Consider the following 17,114-nt stretch of genomic DNA (forward strand, 5'->3'; position numbering starts at 1 on the left):
CTCTTATTGTTCTGTCAGGGGGCGCAGGCGCACGCCCTGTTCGAGGTGCGCCAGTTGCGCGGTGTCGCCGATACCAAAACCGATCTGGGTCACGGCCATGGCGGCAATCGCGGTGGCGGTGCGCAAGGTTTGTTCGGGCGTATCGGCACTGAGCAAACCGTGCAGCATGCCCGCCAGCAACGAATCCCCTGCCCCAACGGTGCTGATCACGCTGACCTTGGGTGGCGTGGCGTGCATGGCCGAGCCGACACTGAACCAGTTCACCCCGTCGGCACCGTCGGAAATCACCACGTGCTCGATACCATGTGCATGCAAACGGCTCGCCGCCTCGGCTTGGGCCCCCACGGAAACCACCTCGCAACCCAGCGCTTGCGCCAATTCTTCGGTGTTGGGTTTGATCAGCCAGGGGCCGGCCACCAGACCTGCGCGCAAGGCTTCACCGCTGGTGTCGAGCGCCACTTTCAAACCGCGCTTTTTCAAACGCTGGATCAGTTCCCGCAACCACTGAGGATTCACGCCACGGGGCAAACTACCGGCCACGACGACCGCGTCATGCCCTGGAGCAATCTGATCGAGTCGATCGAGCAAGGCCTGCTGCGCCGCTTCACTGACCCTCGGCCCCGGGCCGTTGATGTCGGTGATGCGCCCATCGCTTTCCGCCAGTTTGATGTTGCTGCGGGTCTCGCCGGGGACACGGACAAACGCGTCGGTAAAACCGCGTTTGGCAAACAGGGTTTCGAACGCCTGAAGGTTGTCTTCCCCGAGAAAACCGCTGACGGTCAGCTGATGCCCGAGGTCGGCCAGCACCTGCGCCACGTTCACCCCTTTGCCGGCGGCGTGGGTGTGCATTTCGTCGCTGCGATTGACCTGACCGGCGGTAAGCATCGGCAATTGAACGGTGAGGTCCAGTGCCGGGTTAAGGGTCAGGGTTAAGATCTTGGCCATTACAGGGCCTCCACTAATGCACGGACTTCGTTCGCGCTGCCCACGGCCAGGGCCTGTTGGGCAAGGGTTTGAGTCTGGGTCAGGCTGAGTTCACGAATGCGCGCCTTGACCTCGGCAATGCTGCGGCCCGACACGCTCAACTCATCCACACCCAGGCCCACCAGCACCGGTACCGCCAGCGGATCGGCCGCCAGTTCACCGCACACGCCGACCCATTTGCCATGAGCATGAGCCGCACGCACGGTGATGTCGATCAGTTGCAGCACCGCCGGATGCAAGCCGTCAGCCTGGGCCGACAAGGTCGGATGACCACGGTCGATGGCCAGGGTGTATTGCGTCAGGTCGTTGGTACCAACGCTGAAGAAATCCACTTCCTTGGCCAGCACCGGCGCCAGCAAAGCAGCCGACGGCACTTCGATCATGATCCCCAGTTGCAGGTCCGCAACCGGGATTTCCAGGCGCAGACGTTCGGTCATGTCCCGAGCCTGACGCCACTCATCGACGCTGCCGACCATCGGGAACATGATCCGCAATGGACGGTTGTCCGCCGCACGCAGCAAGGCGCGCAACTGCGCTTCCATGACCTGCGGACGTTGCAGGGTCAGGCGAATGCCACGCACGCCGAGGAACGGGTTCTCTTCTTTCGCGATCGGCCAGTACGGCAGCGGTTTGTCACCACCGACGTCGAGGGTGCGCACCACCAGCGGTCGACCGGCCAAGCCATCGAGCACACGACGGTATTCGACTTCCTGAGTCGCCTCGTCCGGCGCTTGCGAGTGGGCCATGAAAATCAGCTCGGTGCGCAGCAGGCCAATCCCTTCGGCGCCCTGCTCCACCGCACTGGTGACGCCGGCGCTTTCACCGATATTGGCGAATACTTCCACCGCGTGACCATCGGTGGTCAGCGCCGGTTGATGGCGTTGTTCGGCGGCGGCTTTCAAGCGCAGTTCGCGGGTGTCGCGCTCTTCGGTGGCGCGCTGCAAGGTGGCGGCATCGGCGTCCACGTGCAGGCGACCACGTTGGCCATCGATCAACAGCGGTGTGCCCGGTTTCAACAGCAACACCGCGGCACCGGCGCCCACCAACGCCGGAATACCCAGGGCACGAGCGACGATGGCGCTGTGGGCCGTGGCGCCACCGCGAGCGGTGAGGATGCCGGCCACGCGCGTCGGATCAAGACGCGCCACGTCGGACGGGCCGACTTCGTCCATCACCAGAATGTACGGCTGCTCCGGCTCGGCCGGGGTTTCGACACCACTCAATTGCGCCAGCACCCGACGACCAATGTCGCGCAAGTCGGCGGCACGTTCGGCGAGCAAAGCGTCCTGCAGCGACTCCTGTTGTTTGGCAGCGGCTTCAATCACCGCCATCCACGCCGCTTCGGCGCTTTCGCCTTGCTTGAGACGGGTGTCGACTTCGTCGGTCAGTTCCGGGTCGTCGAGCATTTCCTGGTGAGTGATGAAAATCTCGCGAATCGCTTTGGCCTTGCTGCGCTCGATCAGGCCTTCGATGTCGCGACGCACATCCGCCAACGCTTGCTTGAGACGTTCACGCTCGATGGCGGCGGACTCACCGCGCAGCGGGTAATCGATAACTTGCAGCACTTGAATATGCGCCGGGCCGATGGCGATACCCGGCGCGGCAGCAATCGCCTGAATCAAACTGCCGGAGGCCGGTGCAAGCAGCACTTCGGCAACATCGGCAATCACTTCGCGATGTTGGCTCACTGCCGGCAGCGGCTCGACTTCTTCACCGAGGCCTTCTTCGATGGCCGCCAGCAAGGCGGGCAAGGCGTCGGCAGCGATCGTTGGTTCGGCGATGAATTCCAGCACCTGACCGCGACGGGCGCCGAGGCTGAGCAGCTTGCTCAAACTCTTCACCGACACCGCACTGTCGTGGCCATCGACGATGCGTACGCGGATTTCGCCTTCAAAACTTTTCGCCAGTTGCGCGAGAATCTTCGCCGGGCGCGCATGCAAACCGTGGGCGTTGGCCAAGGCAATGCGTGCGCTCGGCCAATCAGCCGGCACTTCACCGCCGAGGACTTCCAGCACCGCGCGGCTGCTGGTGGCACGGCCCAGCTCATGACCACGGCCTTCGATCAGCAACGCGCAAAGGCGTTCGAGCAATGCCTGATGGGCTTCACCGAGGCTGGCCAGGCAGAACAGCCCGCTCAACGGCTGACCGAGGTAGCGCATGGGTTTGTCCGGGGTAACGAACGCCAGGCCCGGACGCTTCACCGTTTGTTCGCTGTGCAGCCACCACAGACCATCGCCCAGCGGCAGCGCGTCGACCTGCTGCAAGACGCCGGCAAAACCGTTGCTCACGCAATCGGCCTGACGCAGCAAGCGGGCGCCGCGCCAGACCAGTTCTTCGAAGTCATCGGCTGATACTCCGAGGCCGATCATCTGTGCGTCCAGCGCCAATTCTTGCGGCGCGCCTTGCAGCAGTTTCAGCAAGGCTTCGGCGGAGCTGGCGCGACGCAGGGCCTGGCCCAGATCGGTTTCACCGAGGGCGCGGGTCAGCAGTTGCAGCAGGCGCAGGTGTTCATCGGATTTGGCGGCGATACCGATGGCCAGATAAACGATCTGGCCATCTCCCCAGTCCACGCCGTCAGGAAACTGCATCAGCCGCACGCCGGTGGAAAACACCAGATCACGGGTTTGCGGGGTGCCGTGGGGGATGGCAATACCTTGACCGAGAAAGGTCGAGCCCTGGGCTTCCCGGGCCTGCAAGCCCGCAAGGTAACCATCCGCCACCAGGCCATCGGTCACAAGTCGGTCAGCGAGTAATTGCAGGGCGGTGGCTTTATCCACAGCCGACTGGCCCATGGATATCTGCTCTATGGTGAGCTCGAGCATGCTTTCTCCTTTTTGGCGCCATGTGACGCCAGGTATTGTTTTGATTGATTCAGCTTAGGCCCTTTGGGAGCGCCTTTTCAGGGGCAGTTTTGGCGGTTTCGCGGCAGAACCGACCAAAGCGACCTGGAACGTAGAAAATACGCTTGCTGAAACGTTTAATCTAGAATGTTAGGCACGTTACTCGATAATGTCTCATCCTTGAAGTCCAATTGTCGGATGTGCTGCCACAATGATCGCCTGCCGAATCGGGTAGGATTGGCGAAAATGCCGGGCACGCTCGAATAAACAAGGAAATACCGGGTTGAAACTCAGTGATATTGCACAGTTGGCCGGCGTCTCCGTGACCACCGCCAGTTATGTCATCAACGGCAAGGCCGAACAGCAACGTATCAGCAGCGCCACTGTCGAGCGCGTGCGAGCAGTTGTCGAACAACATGGCTTCACACCCAACCCTCAGGCCGCCGGACTGCGCAGTCGGCACACCCGCACCTTGGGGTTCATTCTGCCGGACCTGGAAAACCCCAGTTACGCGCGAATCGCCAAACTGCTGGAACAAGGCGCCCGGGCTCGCGGCTATCAGCTGCTGATCGCCAGCTCCGACGATGCGCCAGACAGCGAACGGCAATTGCTGCAACTGTTCCGCGCCCGCCGCTGCGATGCACTGATCGTCGCCAGTTGCCTGCCGGCCGGCGATGACAGTTACCGCCAGTTGCAGGCCAAAGGCATTCCGATCATCGCCATCGACCGGGTGATGGAGCCTGAGCACTTTTGCTCGGTGATCAGTGACGACCGCGAAGCCAGTCTGCAGCTTACCCGCAGCCTGCTGGACCCGTTGCCCAAGCAGATAGCGCTGATCGGTGCCCGTCCTGAATTGAGTATCAGCCAGGAGCGGGCCGCAGGTTTCAAGGAAGCGCTGAACGGCTTCAAAGGCGAGGCGCTGATCGAGCACGGCGAGTCGTTCAGCCGTGAATGCGGCAAACAATTGATGGAAGAATTGCTTCAGCGCCTGGGCCATTTGCCGGATGCGTTGGTAACCACCTCCTACGTGCTGCTTCAGGGCGTGTTCGATGCCTTGCATGACTTCCCGCTGAAAACCCGCCCGCTACGCCTGGGCACCTTCGGTGATACGCAGTTGCTGGACTTCCTGCCGCTGCCGGTCAACGCCATGTCCCAGCAGCATCAGCTGATCGCCGACAAGGCGCTGCAACTGGCGCTGGCGGCCATTGAACAAGCTGATTACCAGCCCGGCGTGCAGGCCATCGCTCGGACCTTCAAGCAGCGAATTCATCAGGACTGAGCCGTGGAACTGATCGACACCCACACTCATCTGGATTTCCCGGATTTCGACGTGGATCGTCAGGCGCTGCTGGCCGAGAGCCGCGCCCTCGGCGTGCGGCGGATGGTGGTGCTGGGGGTTTATCAGGCCAATTGGCAGCGGGTCTGGGATCTGGTGCAAAGCGATCCCGATTTGCATGCGGCGTTCGGTTTGCACCCGGTGTATCTGGATGACCATCGCCCTGAGGATTTGACCGAACTCGGTGATTGGCTGACGCGTCTGGCGGGCCATCGACAGCTATGCGCGGTGGGCGAAATCGGTCTGGACTACTTCATCGAAACCCTGGATCGCGAACGCCAGCAAGCGCTGTTCGACGCTCAACTGCAACTGGCGGCGGACTTCAATCTGCCGGCACTGATTCACGTGCGACGCAGCCATGCGGCGGTGATTGCCACGCTCAAACGGTTTCGCTTGAAGCGCGCGGGAATCATTCACGCCTTCGCCGGTAGCCAGGAAGAGGCTCGCGAATACATCAAGCTGGGTTTCAAACTCGGCCTCGGCGGCGCCGCGACCTGGCCGCAGGCCCTGCGCATGCACCGCGTGCTCGCCGGTTTGCCCGTTGAATCGGTGGTACTGGAAACCGACTCACCAGACATGGCCCCCGCCATGTTCCCCGGCCAACGTAATAGCCCGGCTCATTTGCCAGCAATCTGCGCGGCACTGGCCGCCATCATGGCAGTCAGCCCCGAACGACTGGCGTCCGCCAGCACGGCTAACGCCTGCGAGTTGTTCAACTGGTGATCCGTTGATTCACGCAATACCTGTGGGCTTTTGTGGCGAGGGGGCTTGCCCCCGTTCGGCTGCGAAGCAGTCGTATATCCGGACAACTTGGTCTGTCTGGACGGGCGCCGGGGGCCGCTTCGCGACCCAACGGGGGCAAGCCCCCTCGCCACAAAAGCCTGCTCCCACAGTAAATCAACTCCGTGGCATCAAACCCGGAACGCGCTGATCAATTGCTTGAGTTCCACCACCTGCGCCGACAACGCTCGGCTGGCATTTTCGGTCTGGTGCGCGCCGTCAGCGGTGCGCTCACCGGCACGGTTGATCTCGACGATGTTCTGGTCAATGTCGTGAGCCACGGCAGTCTGTTGCTCAACGGCGGCGGCAATCTGCTGGTTCTGGTCGACGATCATGCCGACGGCGCCGAGGATGTTTTCCAGCGCCTGCTGAACCTTTTCCGACTGCCCGACCGTGCCGTTAGCCATCTGATGGCTGGTGCCCATCGCCTTGACCGCCGCACCGACACCGCTGTGCAGTTTGGCGATCATCTGCTCGATTTCTTCGGTCGATTGCTGGGTGCGTTTGGCCAGTGTACGGACCTCATCCGCCACCACCGCAAAACCACGGCCCTGCTCGCCTGCGCGCGCGGCTTCGATGGCCGCGTTGAGCGCCAGCAAGTTGGTCTGCTCGGCGATGCTTTTGATCACTTCCAGTACACGGCTGATGGATTGACTGTCGCTGGCCAGTTGATTGATCACCCGCACCGACTGATCGATCTCACTGGCCAGTGCAGCGATGCTGCCCTGCTGGGACTCCACCAGCCCGCGCCCGCTGATGGTCTCGTCGTTGACGCTATGGGCGCTGCTGACGGCCGCCGCGGCACTGCGCGCCACCTCCAGAGACGTGGCTGACATCTGGTTCATCGCGGTGGCGACCTGCTCGATCTGCGTGCGTTGCCCCGCTACCGCCTGATTACTCTGGGCGGACACATTTTCGACCTGGCCGGCCTGACGCTCGACCTCACCAACGGTCTGGCCCACCCGCTCGATCAGGTCATGGATTTTCTTCACGGTGCCGGTGAATACCTCACCCAACTCGCCCAGTTCATCGCGGCTGTTGGCGCTGAAGGTCACGGTCATGTCGCCGGCCGCCACTTTATCCATCACCGCGCCAAGCCGCTTGAGGGTGGTGCGGGTCGAGGCGTAGAAACCGCCATAGAGGTAAAAAATCAACACAAACACCACCGCCAATGCCACCACCTGCAAGATCATATGGGTGCGATGCTGCTCCAGCCGCTGCTGCAACTGGGTACCGAGAAACTTCAGGGTGGCTTCATTGAGTTGGTAAGTCTGGTCGATCAGGCCCGTGACCTGATCGTAAAAGACATGCCACGGTGCATCGAGGGTGTCAGCCATCACCACCTGTTCTTCGAACAGTTCACTGGCCTTTTTCAGAGAGGCCTTGCTGCTTTCAGCCTGGGTGGCCAGGGTTTCGTGCGCCGCTTTACTGGAGCCCAGAGCATCCTGCAATTTCAGACCGTATTCGGCTTGAAGCTTTTCGATCTGCGCCAGCAATTCATCGAAACGGGTGCTTGACGCCGAATTGAGAAAGCCCTGTCCCAACGAGTAAGAGCCCATCGCCCGGCCTTCGCCAAGCGTCTGGGTGACGGCTGGCGTGACGCTGGTAATGAGCTCGCTCAGCTGACGCATGTCGCTCTGACTGTCGCGGCTCAGGCCGGCCTGACTGGCAATGATCTGGCTGAAAATCTGCGCGTTGCCGAGCAACTTGCCGATCAGCGCACTTTTGCTTTGCAGGGAGGTTTCCGTTTGCTGGGCCTTGAACGCGGCGATCATTTCATCGCGTTTGCCATCGAAAAAGGTGATTTGTTCCGGGTCAGCGGTCATCGCCGCCAGCCCTTGCAAACGGGTCAGAACACTTTGCTCCAGAGCGCTGATGTTCGACTCGACATGACCGGCCTTGCCGGACTGGCCAAGGGTGACGTTGATCTGCACCAGGTTATTCAGGGTTTCCAGATCCCGGCGCAGGCTCAGGCCGCTACCCAGCAGGTCGAGGCTCTGCAGCTCGACCCGTGTGCCCTGGAATTCGCGATAGGAATCGCGCACCAGATAGAAGTTGGTCACCAGCATCGGCACGAGGAACAGCACGCTGATCAGGCTGAACTTCATGCCGAAGCTCAGGCGGTTCATCAGCGCGACGGCGGGATAGAGCAAGCTCTTCACTGTGAAGTCTCCCTTTGAATTCTTATTTTTATGGCAGGCGCGCAGAGACAGCAGATAGCCACTATTGGCGCTATCTCTGTATAGCCTAAATCGGAGGAAGGTTTTGTAACTTAAGGTTAACGGCGGGGAACCGTTGTTGGAGCGGATGAGCCCCCTGTGGCGAGGGGGCTTGCCCCCGTTCGGCTGCGCAGCAGTCGTAAATCCGGACAACTCGATCTGTCTGAACGGACGCTGGGGGCCGCTTCGCGACCCAACGGGGGCAAGCCCCCTCGCCACAGGCAAGCCCCTTCACCACAGGCAAGCCCCAGGCCACAATGAAGTTCACTTCAGACACGTTGTGGCTTAGGACAAAACAGTCCACAACGCAAACCCGGAATACCAAAGCACTGCCGCGCGCAGCAGCAGTTCCCAGATCCGGTCCAGGCTGTTGATGCCGTCCGGCCCGACCATCGGCGCCGGAATTTCACCGGCCACCAACCCGACTTTCTCGATCAGTTGGGCGGCGCTAATGTTCCAGTTCAGCAGCTCGTGCAGCATCACCCGGCCGACCGCGACAAAGTTGCCGACCAGCGCAAAACTCGCCGCTAGCAGTCGCACCGGTACCCAATCGAATGCATGACGCAGCTGTGCCGCTCGCTCGACCACGGCCGGGTTCTGCCCGTGCTCCTCGGCCAGCGCCAGCAGTCGATAGCTCAACGCGGCAACCGGGCCCAGCAGGAAGTACCAGAAGATCACCGCGAAAAAGCTCTGATAGGCCTGCCACAGCAGATGCCCTTCAACTCGCTCCAGCAGTTGCTCGCCGCTGTCGGCGCAGATATTCAGGTCGCGTTTGGCCACATGGGCGGCGGCTTGCAGGTCTTCCCGGCGCCAGGCATCGCGGAACGGCCCGAGGTCGGCCAGCAAATCACCACGACCCAGACTGTAGATGACCACCAGCAGGTGCACCGGTAACGCCAGCAAACCGTAGGCTACCGGCTCCAGCACCACCAACAGCAAACCCAGCAGCGCCACCGGCAACAACACCAGCACCACCAGTATCAGCCACGGACGGTTTGTCATGCGCGGGTTGACTTCAAGCTTGTGCAGCTCGCGCACCCAACCCCCATCACGTTGAACCCGATGGCGCAGGGCCGAGAACTTCTCGATCCACACCGCCAACAGCAGCACCAGAAAACTCATTGTCACTCCTTTTTTTCCAGAGCAGCTTTTGCCAGAGACTCGCGATAGCGTGCCCAGTCAAACGCCGGTCCCGGATCAGTCTTGCGCCCGGGTGCGATGTCGCTATGCCCGCAGATGCGTTGTGCGGTGATACCCGTGAAGGCGCTTTGCAGCTGTCGGGTCAGGGCCGTCAACGCTTGATATTGGGCGTCGGTGAACGGCAGATCATCCGTGCCTTCGAGCTCAATGCCCACGGAAAAATCGTTACAGGTATCCCGTCCTTCGAAACACGAGACGCCAGCGTGCCAAGCGCGCTCAAGACAAGAGACAAACTGAGTGACGGTGCCGTCACGTTCAATCAGAAAGTGCGCAGACACCCGCAGGTCGGCGATTCCTGCAAAGTAGGGATGTTCCGTGACATCCAGACGATTCTGGAAAAATTCCTGCACCTTGCCGGTCAGAAACTGCGCTGGCGGCAGACTGATGTTGTGGATCACCAGCAGGGAGATTTCGCCCTCAGGGCGCGCATTGAAGTTGGGCGAGGGGCATATGCGCACGCCCTGACACCAACCGCTCGCGGGGTCCAACTGCATACAGGTTCCTTCAACGACGACTGTGTTAGTGCCCAGTATGCCGCGATAGACCCTCGGCGCGCGATCACTTGCCGCGATTGAGACGCCGCAGGTTGCCCAACACCGATTCCAGTGCCCGGTCGAACAGCAAGGTGTCGTCCAGCGTTCGCACCGCGCCACGCCGGAACTCCAGGGCCAGACCGGTGCGACTGTGCTCCAGCACTTTCATCCCGGTACGGTTGACGAAGATGTACTTGTCGGTAGCTTCAATGATCGCCGCCAGCTTGCAGCGCAGGGTGTTTTCCTCATCTTCCTGAAACTCGACCCAGCAGCCCAGGCGCAACTGATCGACTTGAAGCAAAGCGACATCGTCCTGGGGCAAACGCATCGATGCGGTCTCGACCGGGTCTTCGTCAGCGCTGCGAAGCACGATTTGCTGCTGCACTTGAACCATCATCGGTGCGTCAACGGCCATGCTTTTCTGGCCTGGACATTCGAACAGCTGGACGTGCAAAGCTTCCAGCTTGCTGAAAAACTCGCCGGTGGCGAACGGATCGAATGCCGAGCTGTTCAAACCATCGCGCAACGACTTGAGCAACCCCGGTACCAGCGCCAACAAGCGCAGACTCGCGTCGGGCTCGTCATGGCGCTGCACGCTCCAGATCAGTTGCGCCATGGTCTGCACATCGGCGTGCCATTCGGCGGACTGATCTCCGTGCTTGAGGCAGGTCAGCAACAGCACTTTGCTCCAGGCCTCCTGGACAAACGCCACCACACTGTGCGGCAGCACCTTGCCCACCAACGCCTGGTTCAGCGCTTGCTCGACGCGTTGACGCGCCAGTTCGGTCCTGGCGCGGCCTTCTTCGGCGTCACGGGTGCGTTGTTCGAGTAATTCGCTGCGACGGCGCTCGTCATTGGTGAAGGCGAGAAAATCCGCCAGCAATTCGGAAAAGATTGCCGGGTCATCGACAAAGTCGTTCAGCAAACGCTGCACCACTTGCTCGATGCGCAGGTACAGGCTGTCGCGCTCATGGTCGTCACACTCGCCCCAACCCATGGCTGCAGCGGCGATTTCGTTGAGTAAACGCCGAGCGGGATGGCTGCTGCGGCTGAAAAAACTCTTGTCGAGCACCGCGACTTTCAGCATCGGGATCTGCAAACGGCCGATCAGCGCCTTGAGCGAGTCCGGCAGGTTACGGTCATCGAGGATGCATTCGAAGAGCATGGCAATCAGGTTGATCACGTCTTCGTCGGCCACCCCCACCACGCGCGATTTGCCGCTTTTGACGCTGCCCCGGGTCAGCAGTTGTTCGAGCTGGTTACGCAGATCGAAGTCGTCTGGAGCCGCCAGTTCCGGTACGTATTGCTGCAAATGCGAGAGCAGGCGCAGCAGGTCGCGGGTTGAGATGGGCTGGGCCTGGGCGCTGACCTCCAGGGTCGGCGCGACGCTGCCACGCACGTGGAACAGCAATTCCTGCAAGGCGGCGAAGACTTCCTGCACGCCTTCGTCAATCTGCGTATTGCCAGTTCGCACGCCTGTCTCGACGGGATCAGCATGAACACTCGCAGCCGCCCGATCGGTGGCACGCCGCGCCGGGGCGGGCTTGAGGTCCGGCAGCACGCCGGTGGCGATCAGCAGTTGATTGGCTTCGGCGTAGAGCTGATCAGCATTGCTGAGCACATAGCGTTCGAACAGCTTGAGAATGATCAGCTTGACCTTGATCTCCATCCCCAGGTTGCGCCCGGCCTGCAAGAAATACTCGCAGAGCAGCGTCGGCCCCATGGGGTTTTGCCGTTCGATCAACGCCTTGCCCAGCAGCATGCTGAGCCGGGCTGTCAGTTGGTCGAGGGCGAAGCCGTCGCGGTTCAGCACTTTGCCGACCATGCCCTCCACCGCCACATTACGTTCCATGTCGTCATGGGGTAACGGCACCGCGGCATCGAAAACCAGTGCCGGGGGAAAGGCAGCCTGAGAGGTGTCGTGATGAATGAGGCCGACGAAAGCCTCGGAGAATTGCTCAAGAAAACCGCGTTCGATGCTTTTGCGCTTGAGGCGCAAATCGCGCATGGCTTCGAAGAAGATGTTTTGCTCGACGTCGTTGCGGGCGCGGTCGGCCATTTCGAACAGGGTGTCGTCGGCGTTATCGAACAGCGCCTGCAAACCCTCCTTGAGCTGTTGCGCGGCCTTGTCGCGAACCTGAAGCAGAATCACGGGCAGGCGGGCGAGCGGCGAGTGAGTCGCCTGGTCGGTAGCGGCCTTGTGCAAAGGCACTACATTCCCGTCGTTGTGCATCCAAGCCTCCTGAAACGGTGATTCTTCGGTTCGGTTCGTAAGAAAGATCGAGTACGCCGGCCATACAGCCGACACTCAACGGGGACAATCATCACCCGTAGTCATTCAATAATAAGGAATCCAAAGCTACGTCAAAGCTATGACGTCAAATGCAAGGCGAATTATCTGCAAAAGACTCTCCTTGTGCCAGCAGACTCTGCCCGCCCCAAAGAAATAGACGTTTATGAGAGCCCCTTGCTTAACACCGATTGCTCGCACGAATCGACCAAATGCAGGTGGGCGAACGATGGAATGGACGTTGATGCCTTGGGTTGCCTCGCACCATGGCCCTATAATCGGGCCACTTTGTTTGTGGAGCCCGTTATGCCGAATCTACGTCTCGCCGATTTGACCGCCGAAATCGAAGCCAACGTGCGCCGTGCGTTGCTCGAGGACATCGGCAGCGGCGACATCACCGCGCAACTGATCCCGGCCGAACGCCTGGCCAAAGCCACCATCATCACCCGCGATGAGGCTGTCATTGCTGGCACCGCGTGGGTGGATGCGGTTTTCCGGCAATTGGACCCTCGGGTTGCCGTTCATTGGCAAGTGCGCGACGGCGAACGGGTGAAACCCAATCAGGTGCTATTCCATCTCGAAGGGCCGGCGCGCTCGCTGCTGACGGGTGAGCGCAGTGCTCTTAATTTCCTGCAATTGCTGTCCGGCGTGGCCACTCGCGCGCAGTACCTGGCCAATTTCGTCGCCGAGACCCAGGTGAAGTTGCTCGACACCCGCAAAACCCTGCCGGGGCTGCGCCTGGCCCAGAAATACGCCGTGACCTGCGGCGGTTGCCACAACCACCGCATCGGCCTGTATGACGCCTTCCTGATCAAGGAAAACCATATCGCCGCCTGCGGTGGCATTCCTGAGGCTATCGCAGCCGCGCACAAGATCGCCCCGGGCAAACCGGTGGAGATCGAAGTGGAAAACCTGGCGGAGCTGAAGGAAGCACTGGCGGCGGGCGCCGACATCATCATGCTCGATGAACTGAGCCTGGATGAAATGCGCGAAGCCGTGCGCTTGAACGCCGGCAAGGCAAAACTGGAGGCTAGCGGCGGGATCAACGAAAGCACGCTGCTGCCAATTGCCGAAACCGGGGTGGATTATATTTCGATTGGTGCGATGACCAAGGATGTGAAGGCTGTGGACCTGTCGATGCGACTGAGTCTCTGATCACGCCTTTGATATAAAGAATGCCAGCCTGATGAAGGCTGGCATTTTTTTTAGACCACCAGATTGTTCATCTCGCAGTACTCTTCCCACTCGACGCCCAATACCTCAGCCGCCTCCTTGTGCAGCGCCAGGCGCGCCGCCTCGTACTCTTCCGGGCTTGAGGTGTACTTGAGCGTCAGCTCCCACGGCTGCAAGCCCTGAGCTTCCGCCTCATCCTCGAACGCCCACTGGATCTGGTCTTTCTGATCATCGGCGGGCAAGTCCTTGATCTCTTCCATCAACTCGTGCGCGTCTAGCGCGTACTTTTTCAGGGCTTCTTCGTGTCTGGCTTCTTGGGTCAATTCTTTAACGGTCATGGCGTTCTCGCTGATCTGGGGAATGGAAGATGGATCTGGATCATCAAGGATCTCTCTGACGCAAAAAACCGTTTGAAGCCCGGTTTGTCTGGCCTTCAGAACCATTCGGGATCATCTGAAAACTGCTGGGCGATGCTCATGCAGACAACGAATATAGGACGTTTTGTCGATGATTTACACGGGTCTTTGCATCTATCCCATAAAAAGCCACGCGCATAAGGTGCAGGAGGCTTTAGGAACATAAGTCGAGATCCAAAGTCATAGCGATGTGCCATATCGGCACTTCACAAGGAACCTCAGTGATGCGCAGTTTTTCGAAGCTTTTGCCTGCCCAGCTTGCCACCGCTACCCTGCTGCTTGGCAGCCTGACATTGGCCAGTACCGCTCAAGCGGCTGTCGAAGTCACCTCTGACCCTGCGTTGTACTCCGACAAAATCTCCGCCCTCCACAATTCATTCGGCAAGGACACACTCGTCAGAACCAGCGTCAGCATCGATGATCTGGAAAACCTGCAAAAAACCGTGAAGGCCAATGCCATGGAGCTGGAAAGCCAGAAGCGCACCCTCAGCGAGCAGGCCCGTCAGATCGAAGAGCTAAAGCGCAACAGCGGCTCCAGCTCAAGCTCCAGCAGCAAGGAGATTGACGATCTCAAGCGCACGGTCAATGAGCAGGAGCGCGATCTGAACAACCTTGGCAAGCAAGTAGAAGAGCTAAAGCGCAATAGCGGCTCCAGCTCAAGCTCGAACAACAGCGAAATCTCCAGTCTCAAACGGGAGATCAGCGATCAGGATCGCGCGATGGATCAGCTCAAACGCACCGTTGAGGATCTGAGCAGAAAGGTGAAATAAGCGAGAAGTGGTGCCCGAGACAGGAATCGAACCTGCGACCTTCGCGTTACGAGTGCGCTGCTCTACCGGCTGAGCTACACGGGCTGTGGGCTAAACCTAGCACCGGCTTCGGGGTCAGGCAACTTCACGCACCGCAAAAAGATCGCAGCCTTCGGCAGCTCCTACAGATTCGATGTACGCCGCCATATCGTGGTTGAACACAATCTCGTGTAGGAGCTGCCGCAGGCTGCGATCTTTTGATCTTCCTGCACACAAAAAAATGCCCCGCCGTTTTCACGGCGGGGCATTTTTTATAACGTTGAAGCGGTCAGGCGTGGGAGTGATTAAACACCCGAAGCCTTGGCTGCTGCTACGTCTTTGATGGACAGCTTGATACGGCCGCGGTTGTCCACGTCCAGTACCAGTACTTCCACTTCCTGGCCTTCTTTCAGGATGTCGGTCACTTTCTCAACGCGAGCATCGCTCAGCATCGAGATGTGAACCAGACCGTCCTTGCCCGGCAGGATGTTGACGAATGCGCCGAAATCGACGATGCGCTCAACCTTACCGACGTAGATCTTGCCGATCTCGGCTTCTGCGGTGATGCCCAGAACGCGCTGACGTGCAGCTTCTGCAGCTTCTTTGGTTTCGCCGAAGATCTTGATCGAACCGTCGTCTTCGATGTCGATCGAAGCCTTGGTTTCTTCACAGATCGCACGAATGGTCGCGCCGCCTTTACCGATGACATCACGGATTTTGTCGGTGTCGATTTTCATCGCGATCATGGTCGGAGCGTTTTCCGACAGCTCGGTACGCGACTGGCCAATGATCTGGTTCATCTGACCAAGGATATTCAGGCGCGCTTCCAGGGCTTGGCCCAGAGCGATTTCCATGATTTCTTCGGTGATGCCCTTGATCTTGATGTCCATCTGCAGCGCGGTAACACCTTTGGCGGTACCGGCTACTTTGAAGTCCATGTCGCCGAGGTGATCTTCGTCGCCCAGGATGTCGGTCAGGACGGCGAATTTCTCGCCTTCTTTAACCAGACCCATGGCGATACCGGCAACCGGTGCCTTCATCGGAACGCCGGCATCCATCAGAGCCAGAGAAGCACCGCAGACCGAAGCCATGGAGCTCGAACCGTTGGACTCGGTGATTTCCGACACCACACGAATGGTGTACGGGAACACGTCGGCAGCAGGCAGCATCGCCTGAACCGAACGACGGGCCAGACGGCCGTGACCGATTTCGCGACGACCAGCGCCACCCATGCGACCACACTCACCTACCGAGAACGGAGGGAAGTTGTAGTGCAGCATGAACGGGTCTTTTTTCTCGCCTTCCAGGGTGTCCAGCAGCTGTGCGTCACGGGCAGTACCCAGAGTCGCGACTACCAGGGCCTGGGTTTCGCCACGGGTGAACAGTGCCGAACCGTGGGTCTTCGGCAGAACGCCGACTTCGATGTTCAGCGGACGTACAGTCTTGGTGTCGCGACCGTCGATACGTGGCTTGCCGTTAACGATGTTTTCGCGAACGGTGCGGTATTCGATTTCACCGAAAGCCGCTTTGACTTCAGCGGAGGTCGGCTGACCTTCTTCACCGGACAGGTTGGCAACAACCTGGTCTTTCAGCTCGCCCAGACGTGCATAACGGTCGGCTTTGACGGTGATGGTGTAAGCCTGGGAGATCGCTTCGCCGAACTCGGCACGGATAGCGCCCAGCAGTGCGGTGGCTTCTGGCTGAGGAGCCCAGGTCCAGGTTGGCTTGGCGGCTTCAGCGGCCAGTTCTTTAACGGCGTTGATTACCACCTGGAACTCGTCGTGAGCAAACAGTACTGCGCCCAGCATCTGGTCTTCGGTCAGCTCTTTGGCTTCCGATTCAACCATCAACACGGCTTCCGAAGTACCGGCAACGACCATGTCCAGGCTCGAAGCTTTCAGTTGTTCGTAAGTCGGGTTCAGCAGGTAACCGGTGCTTTCATGGAACGCAACGCGGGCAGCACCGATCGGGCCATCGAAAGGAATGCCGGAGATGGCCAGCGCAGCCGAGGTACCGATCATCGCAGCGATGTCCGGATCGGTCTTTTTGCTGGTGGAAACGACGGTGCAGACAACCTGCACTTCGTTCATGAAGCCTTCTGGGAACAGCGGACGGATCGGACGGTCGATCAGTCGGGAAGTCAGGGTTTCTTTCTCGGAAGGACGGCCTTCACGCTTGAAGAAACCGCCAGGGATCTTACCGGCAGCGTAAGTCTTTTCCTGGTAGTGAACGGACAGAGGGAAGAAGCCCTTGCCTGGATCGGCTTGTTTGGCACCGACTACAGTCACCAATACGCTGACGTCATCGTCAACGGTGACCAATACTGCGCCGGAGGCCTGACGGGCGATACGGCCAGTCTCGAGGGTAACGGTCGACTGACCGAACTGGAATTTTTTGATTACCGGGTTCACGGTGTCCTACCTTCTTTTGTGGCTCTTGGGGAACTTGTCTTCTTGCGAAATTCTTGGGCAATGTCGGGAATCGGCCCAACGCCTGTCCAGGGTAAAACGACTATCCAGATAAAACTTGAGGCTGGGAGCCTGACATGCGCCAGC

Annotated in this window: 12 protein-coding genes, 1 tRNA gene and 1 pseudogene; 4 read left to right on the forward strand and 10 right to left on the reverse strand. The window is 59.8% G+C overall.

Translation table 11 applies throughout. The features are described from left to right. Positions 1 to 3: 3 nt before the first annotated feature. The gene (pfkB, locus tag ACZ9IM_RS08870) at positions 4 to 945 is read right to left on the reverse strand and encodes a 1-phosphofructokinase (protein ID WP_427623405.1); all 942 of its coding nucleotides are present in this window, start codon (positions 943 to 945) and stop codon (positions 4 to 6) included. After that, on the reverse strand, positions 945 to 3,806 hold the full coding sequence (ptsP, locus tag ACZ9IM_RS08875) for a phosphoenolpyruvate--protein phosphotransferase (protein ID WP_192346309.1): 2,862 nt from the start codon (positions 3,804 to 3,806) through the stop codon (positions 945 to 947). The genes pfkB and ptsP overlap by 1 nt, the downstream gene beginning before the upstream one ends. A gap of 301 nt (positions 3,807 to 4,107) precedes the next feature. Here ptsP and cra point away from each other — a divergent pair, with 301 nt between their 5' ends. Continuing rightward, positions 4,108 to 5,103: a catabolite repressor/activator gene (gene cra / locus ACZ9IM_RS08880; RefSeq protein WP_007900424.1), complete on the forward strand. Its 996-nt coding sequence runs from the start codon at positions 4,108 to 4,110 to the stop codon at positions 5,101 to 5,103. A gap of 3 nt (positions 5,104 to 5,106) precedes the next feature. Next, the gene (locus ACZ9IM_RS08885; protein WP_476223718.1) at positions 5,107 to 5,883 is read left to right on the forward strand and encodes a TatD family hydrolase; all 777 of its coding nucleotides are present in this window, start codon (positions 5,107 to 5,109) and stop codon (positions 5,881 to 5,883) included. A gap of 188 nt (positions 5,884 to 6,071) precedes the next feature. Here ACZ9IM_RS08885 and ACZ9IM_RS08890 read toward each other — a convergent pair whose 3' ends face one another. The 5 genes and pseudogenes from ACZ9IM_RS08890 to ACZ9IM_RS08910 form a co-directional block, all read right to left on the reverse strand. Continuing rightward, positions 6,072 to 6,785 (reverse strand): methyl-accepting chemotaxis protein, encoded by a 714-nt coding sequence (locus ACZ9IM_RS08890; protein WP_370694719.1) that lies wholly within the window; start codon positions 6,783 to 6,785, stop codon positions 6,072 to 6,074. Positions 6,786 to 6,929: 144 nt separating this feature from the next. After that, positions 6,930 to 8,069: pseudogene (locus ACZ9IM_RS08895) on the reverse strand (HAMP domain-containing protein); the annotation flags it as partial. A 375-nt stretch (positions 8,070 to 8,444) separates the two neighbouring features. Then, complete coding sequence (gene ampE / locus ACZ9IM_RS08900) at positions 8,445 to 9,281, reverse strand: regulatory signaling modulator protein AmpE (RefSeq protein ID WP_476223719.1); 837 nt, start codon at positions 9,279 to 9,281, stop codon at positions 8,445 to 8,447. A gap of 2 nt (positions 9,282 to 9,283) precedes the next feature. Beyond that, positions 9,284 to 9,853 (reverse strand): 1,6-anhydro-N-acetylmuramyl-L-alanine amidase AmpD, encoded by a 570-nt coding sequence (gene ampD, locus ACZ9IM_RS08905; RefSeq protein ID WP_427623410.1) that lies wholly within the window; start codon positions 9,851 to 9,853, stop codon positions 9,284 to 9,286. A gap of 64 nt (positions 9,854 to 9,917) precedes the next feature. Further along, on the reverse strand, positions 9,918 to 12,125 hold the full coding sequence (locus ACZ9IM_RS08910; RefSeq protein WP_476223720.1) for a DUF1631 domain-containing protein: 2,208 nt from the start codon (positions 12,123 to 12,125) through the stop codon (positions 9,918 to 9,920). Between the two features lie 363 nt (positions 12,126 to 12,488). Between ACZ9IM_RS08910 and nadC the strand changes: the two genes are divergently transcribed. Continuing rightward, complete coding sequence (gene nadC, locus ACZ9IM_RS08915; protein ID WP_476223721.1) at positions 12,489 to 13,337, forward strand: carboxylating nicotinate-nucleotide diphosphorylase; 849 nt, start codon at positions 12,489 to 12,491, stop codon at positions 13,335 to 13,337. Between the two features lie 50 nt (positions 13,338 to 13,387). Here nadC and ACZ9IM_RS08920 read toward each other — a convergent pair whose 3' ends face one another. Then, the gene (locus tag ACZ9IM_RS08920) at positions 13,388 to 13,693 is read right to left on the reverse strand and encodes a DUF6388 family protein (protein ID WP_008009657.1); all 306 of its coding nucleotides are present in this window, start codon (positions 13,691 to 13,693) and stop codon (positions 13,388 to 13,390) included. A gap of 302 nt (positions 13,694 to 13,995) precedes the next feature. Between ACZ9IM_RS08920 and ACZ9IM_RS08925 the strand changes: the two genes are divergently transcribed. Then, positions 13,996 to 14,541: a hypothetical protein gene (locus ACZ9IM_RS08925; protein ID WP_427623416.1), complete on the forward strand. Its 546-nt coding sequence runs from the start codon at positions 13,996 to 13,998 to the stop codon at positions 14,539 to 14,541. Between the two features lie 8 nt (positions 14,542 to 14,549). On the opposite strand, the gene ACZ9IM_RS08930 is transcribed toward ACZ9IM_RS08925, so the two are convergent. Both ACZ9IM_RS08930 and pnp read right to left on the reverse strand, forming a co-directional pair. Then, positions 14,550 to 14,625 (reverse strand) — tRNA-Thr (locus ACZ9IM_RS08930). 239 nt (positions 14,626 to 14,864) lie between these two features. Continuing rightward, positions 14,865 to 16,970, reverse strand: a complete 2,106-nt coding sequence (gene pnp / locus ACZ9IM_RS08935) for a polyribonucleotide nucleotidyltransferase (protein ID WP_052965657.1) — start codon at positions 16,968 to 16,970, stop codon at positions 14,865 to 14,867. Positions 16,971 to 17,114 lie beyond the last annotated feature (144 nt).

This window comes from Pseudomonas sp. TE12508, from assembly GCF_056279485.1.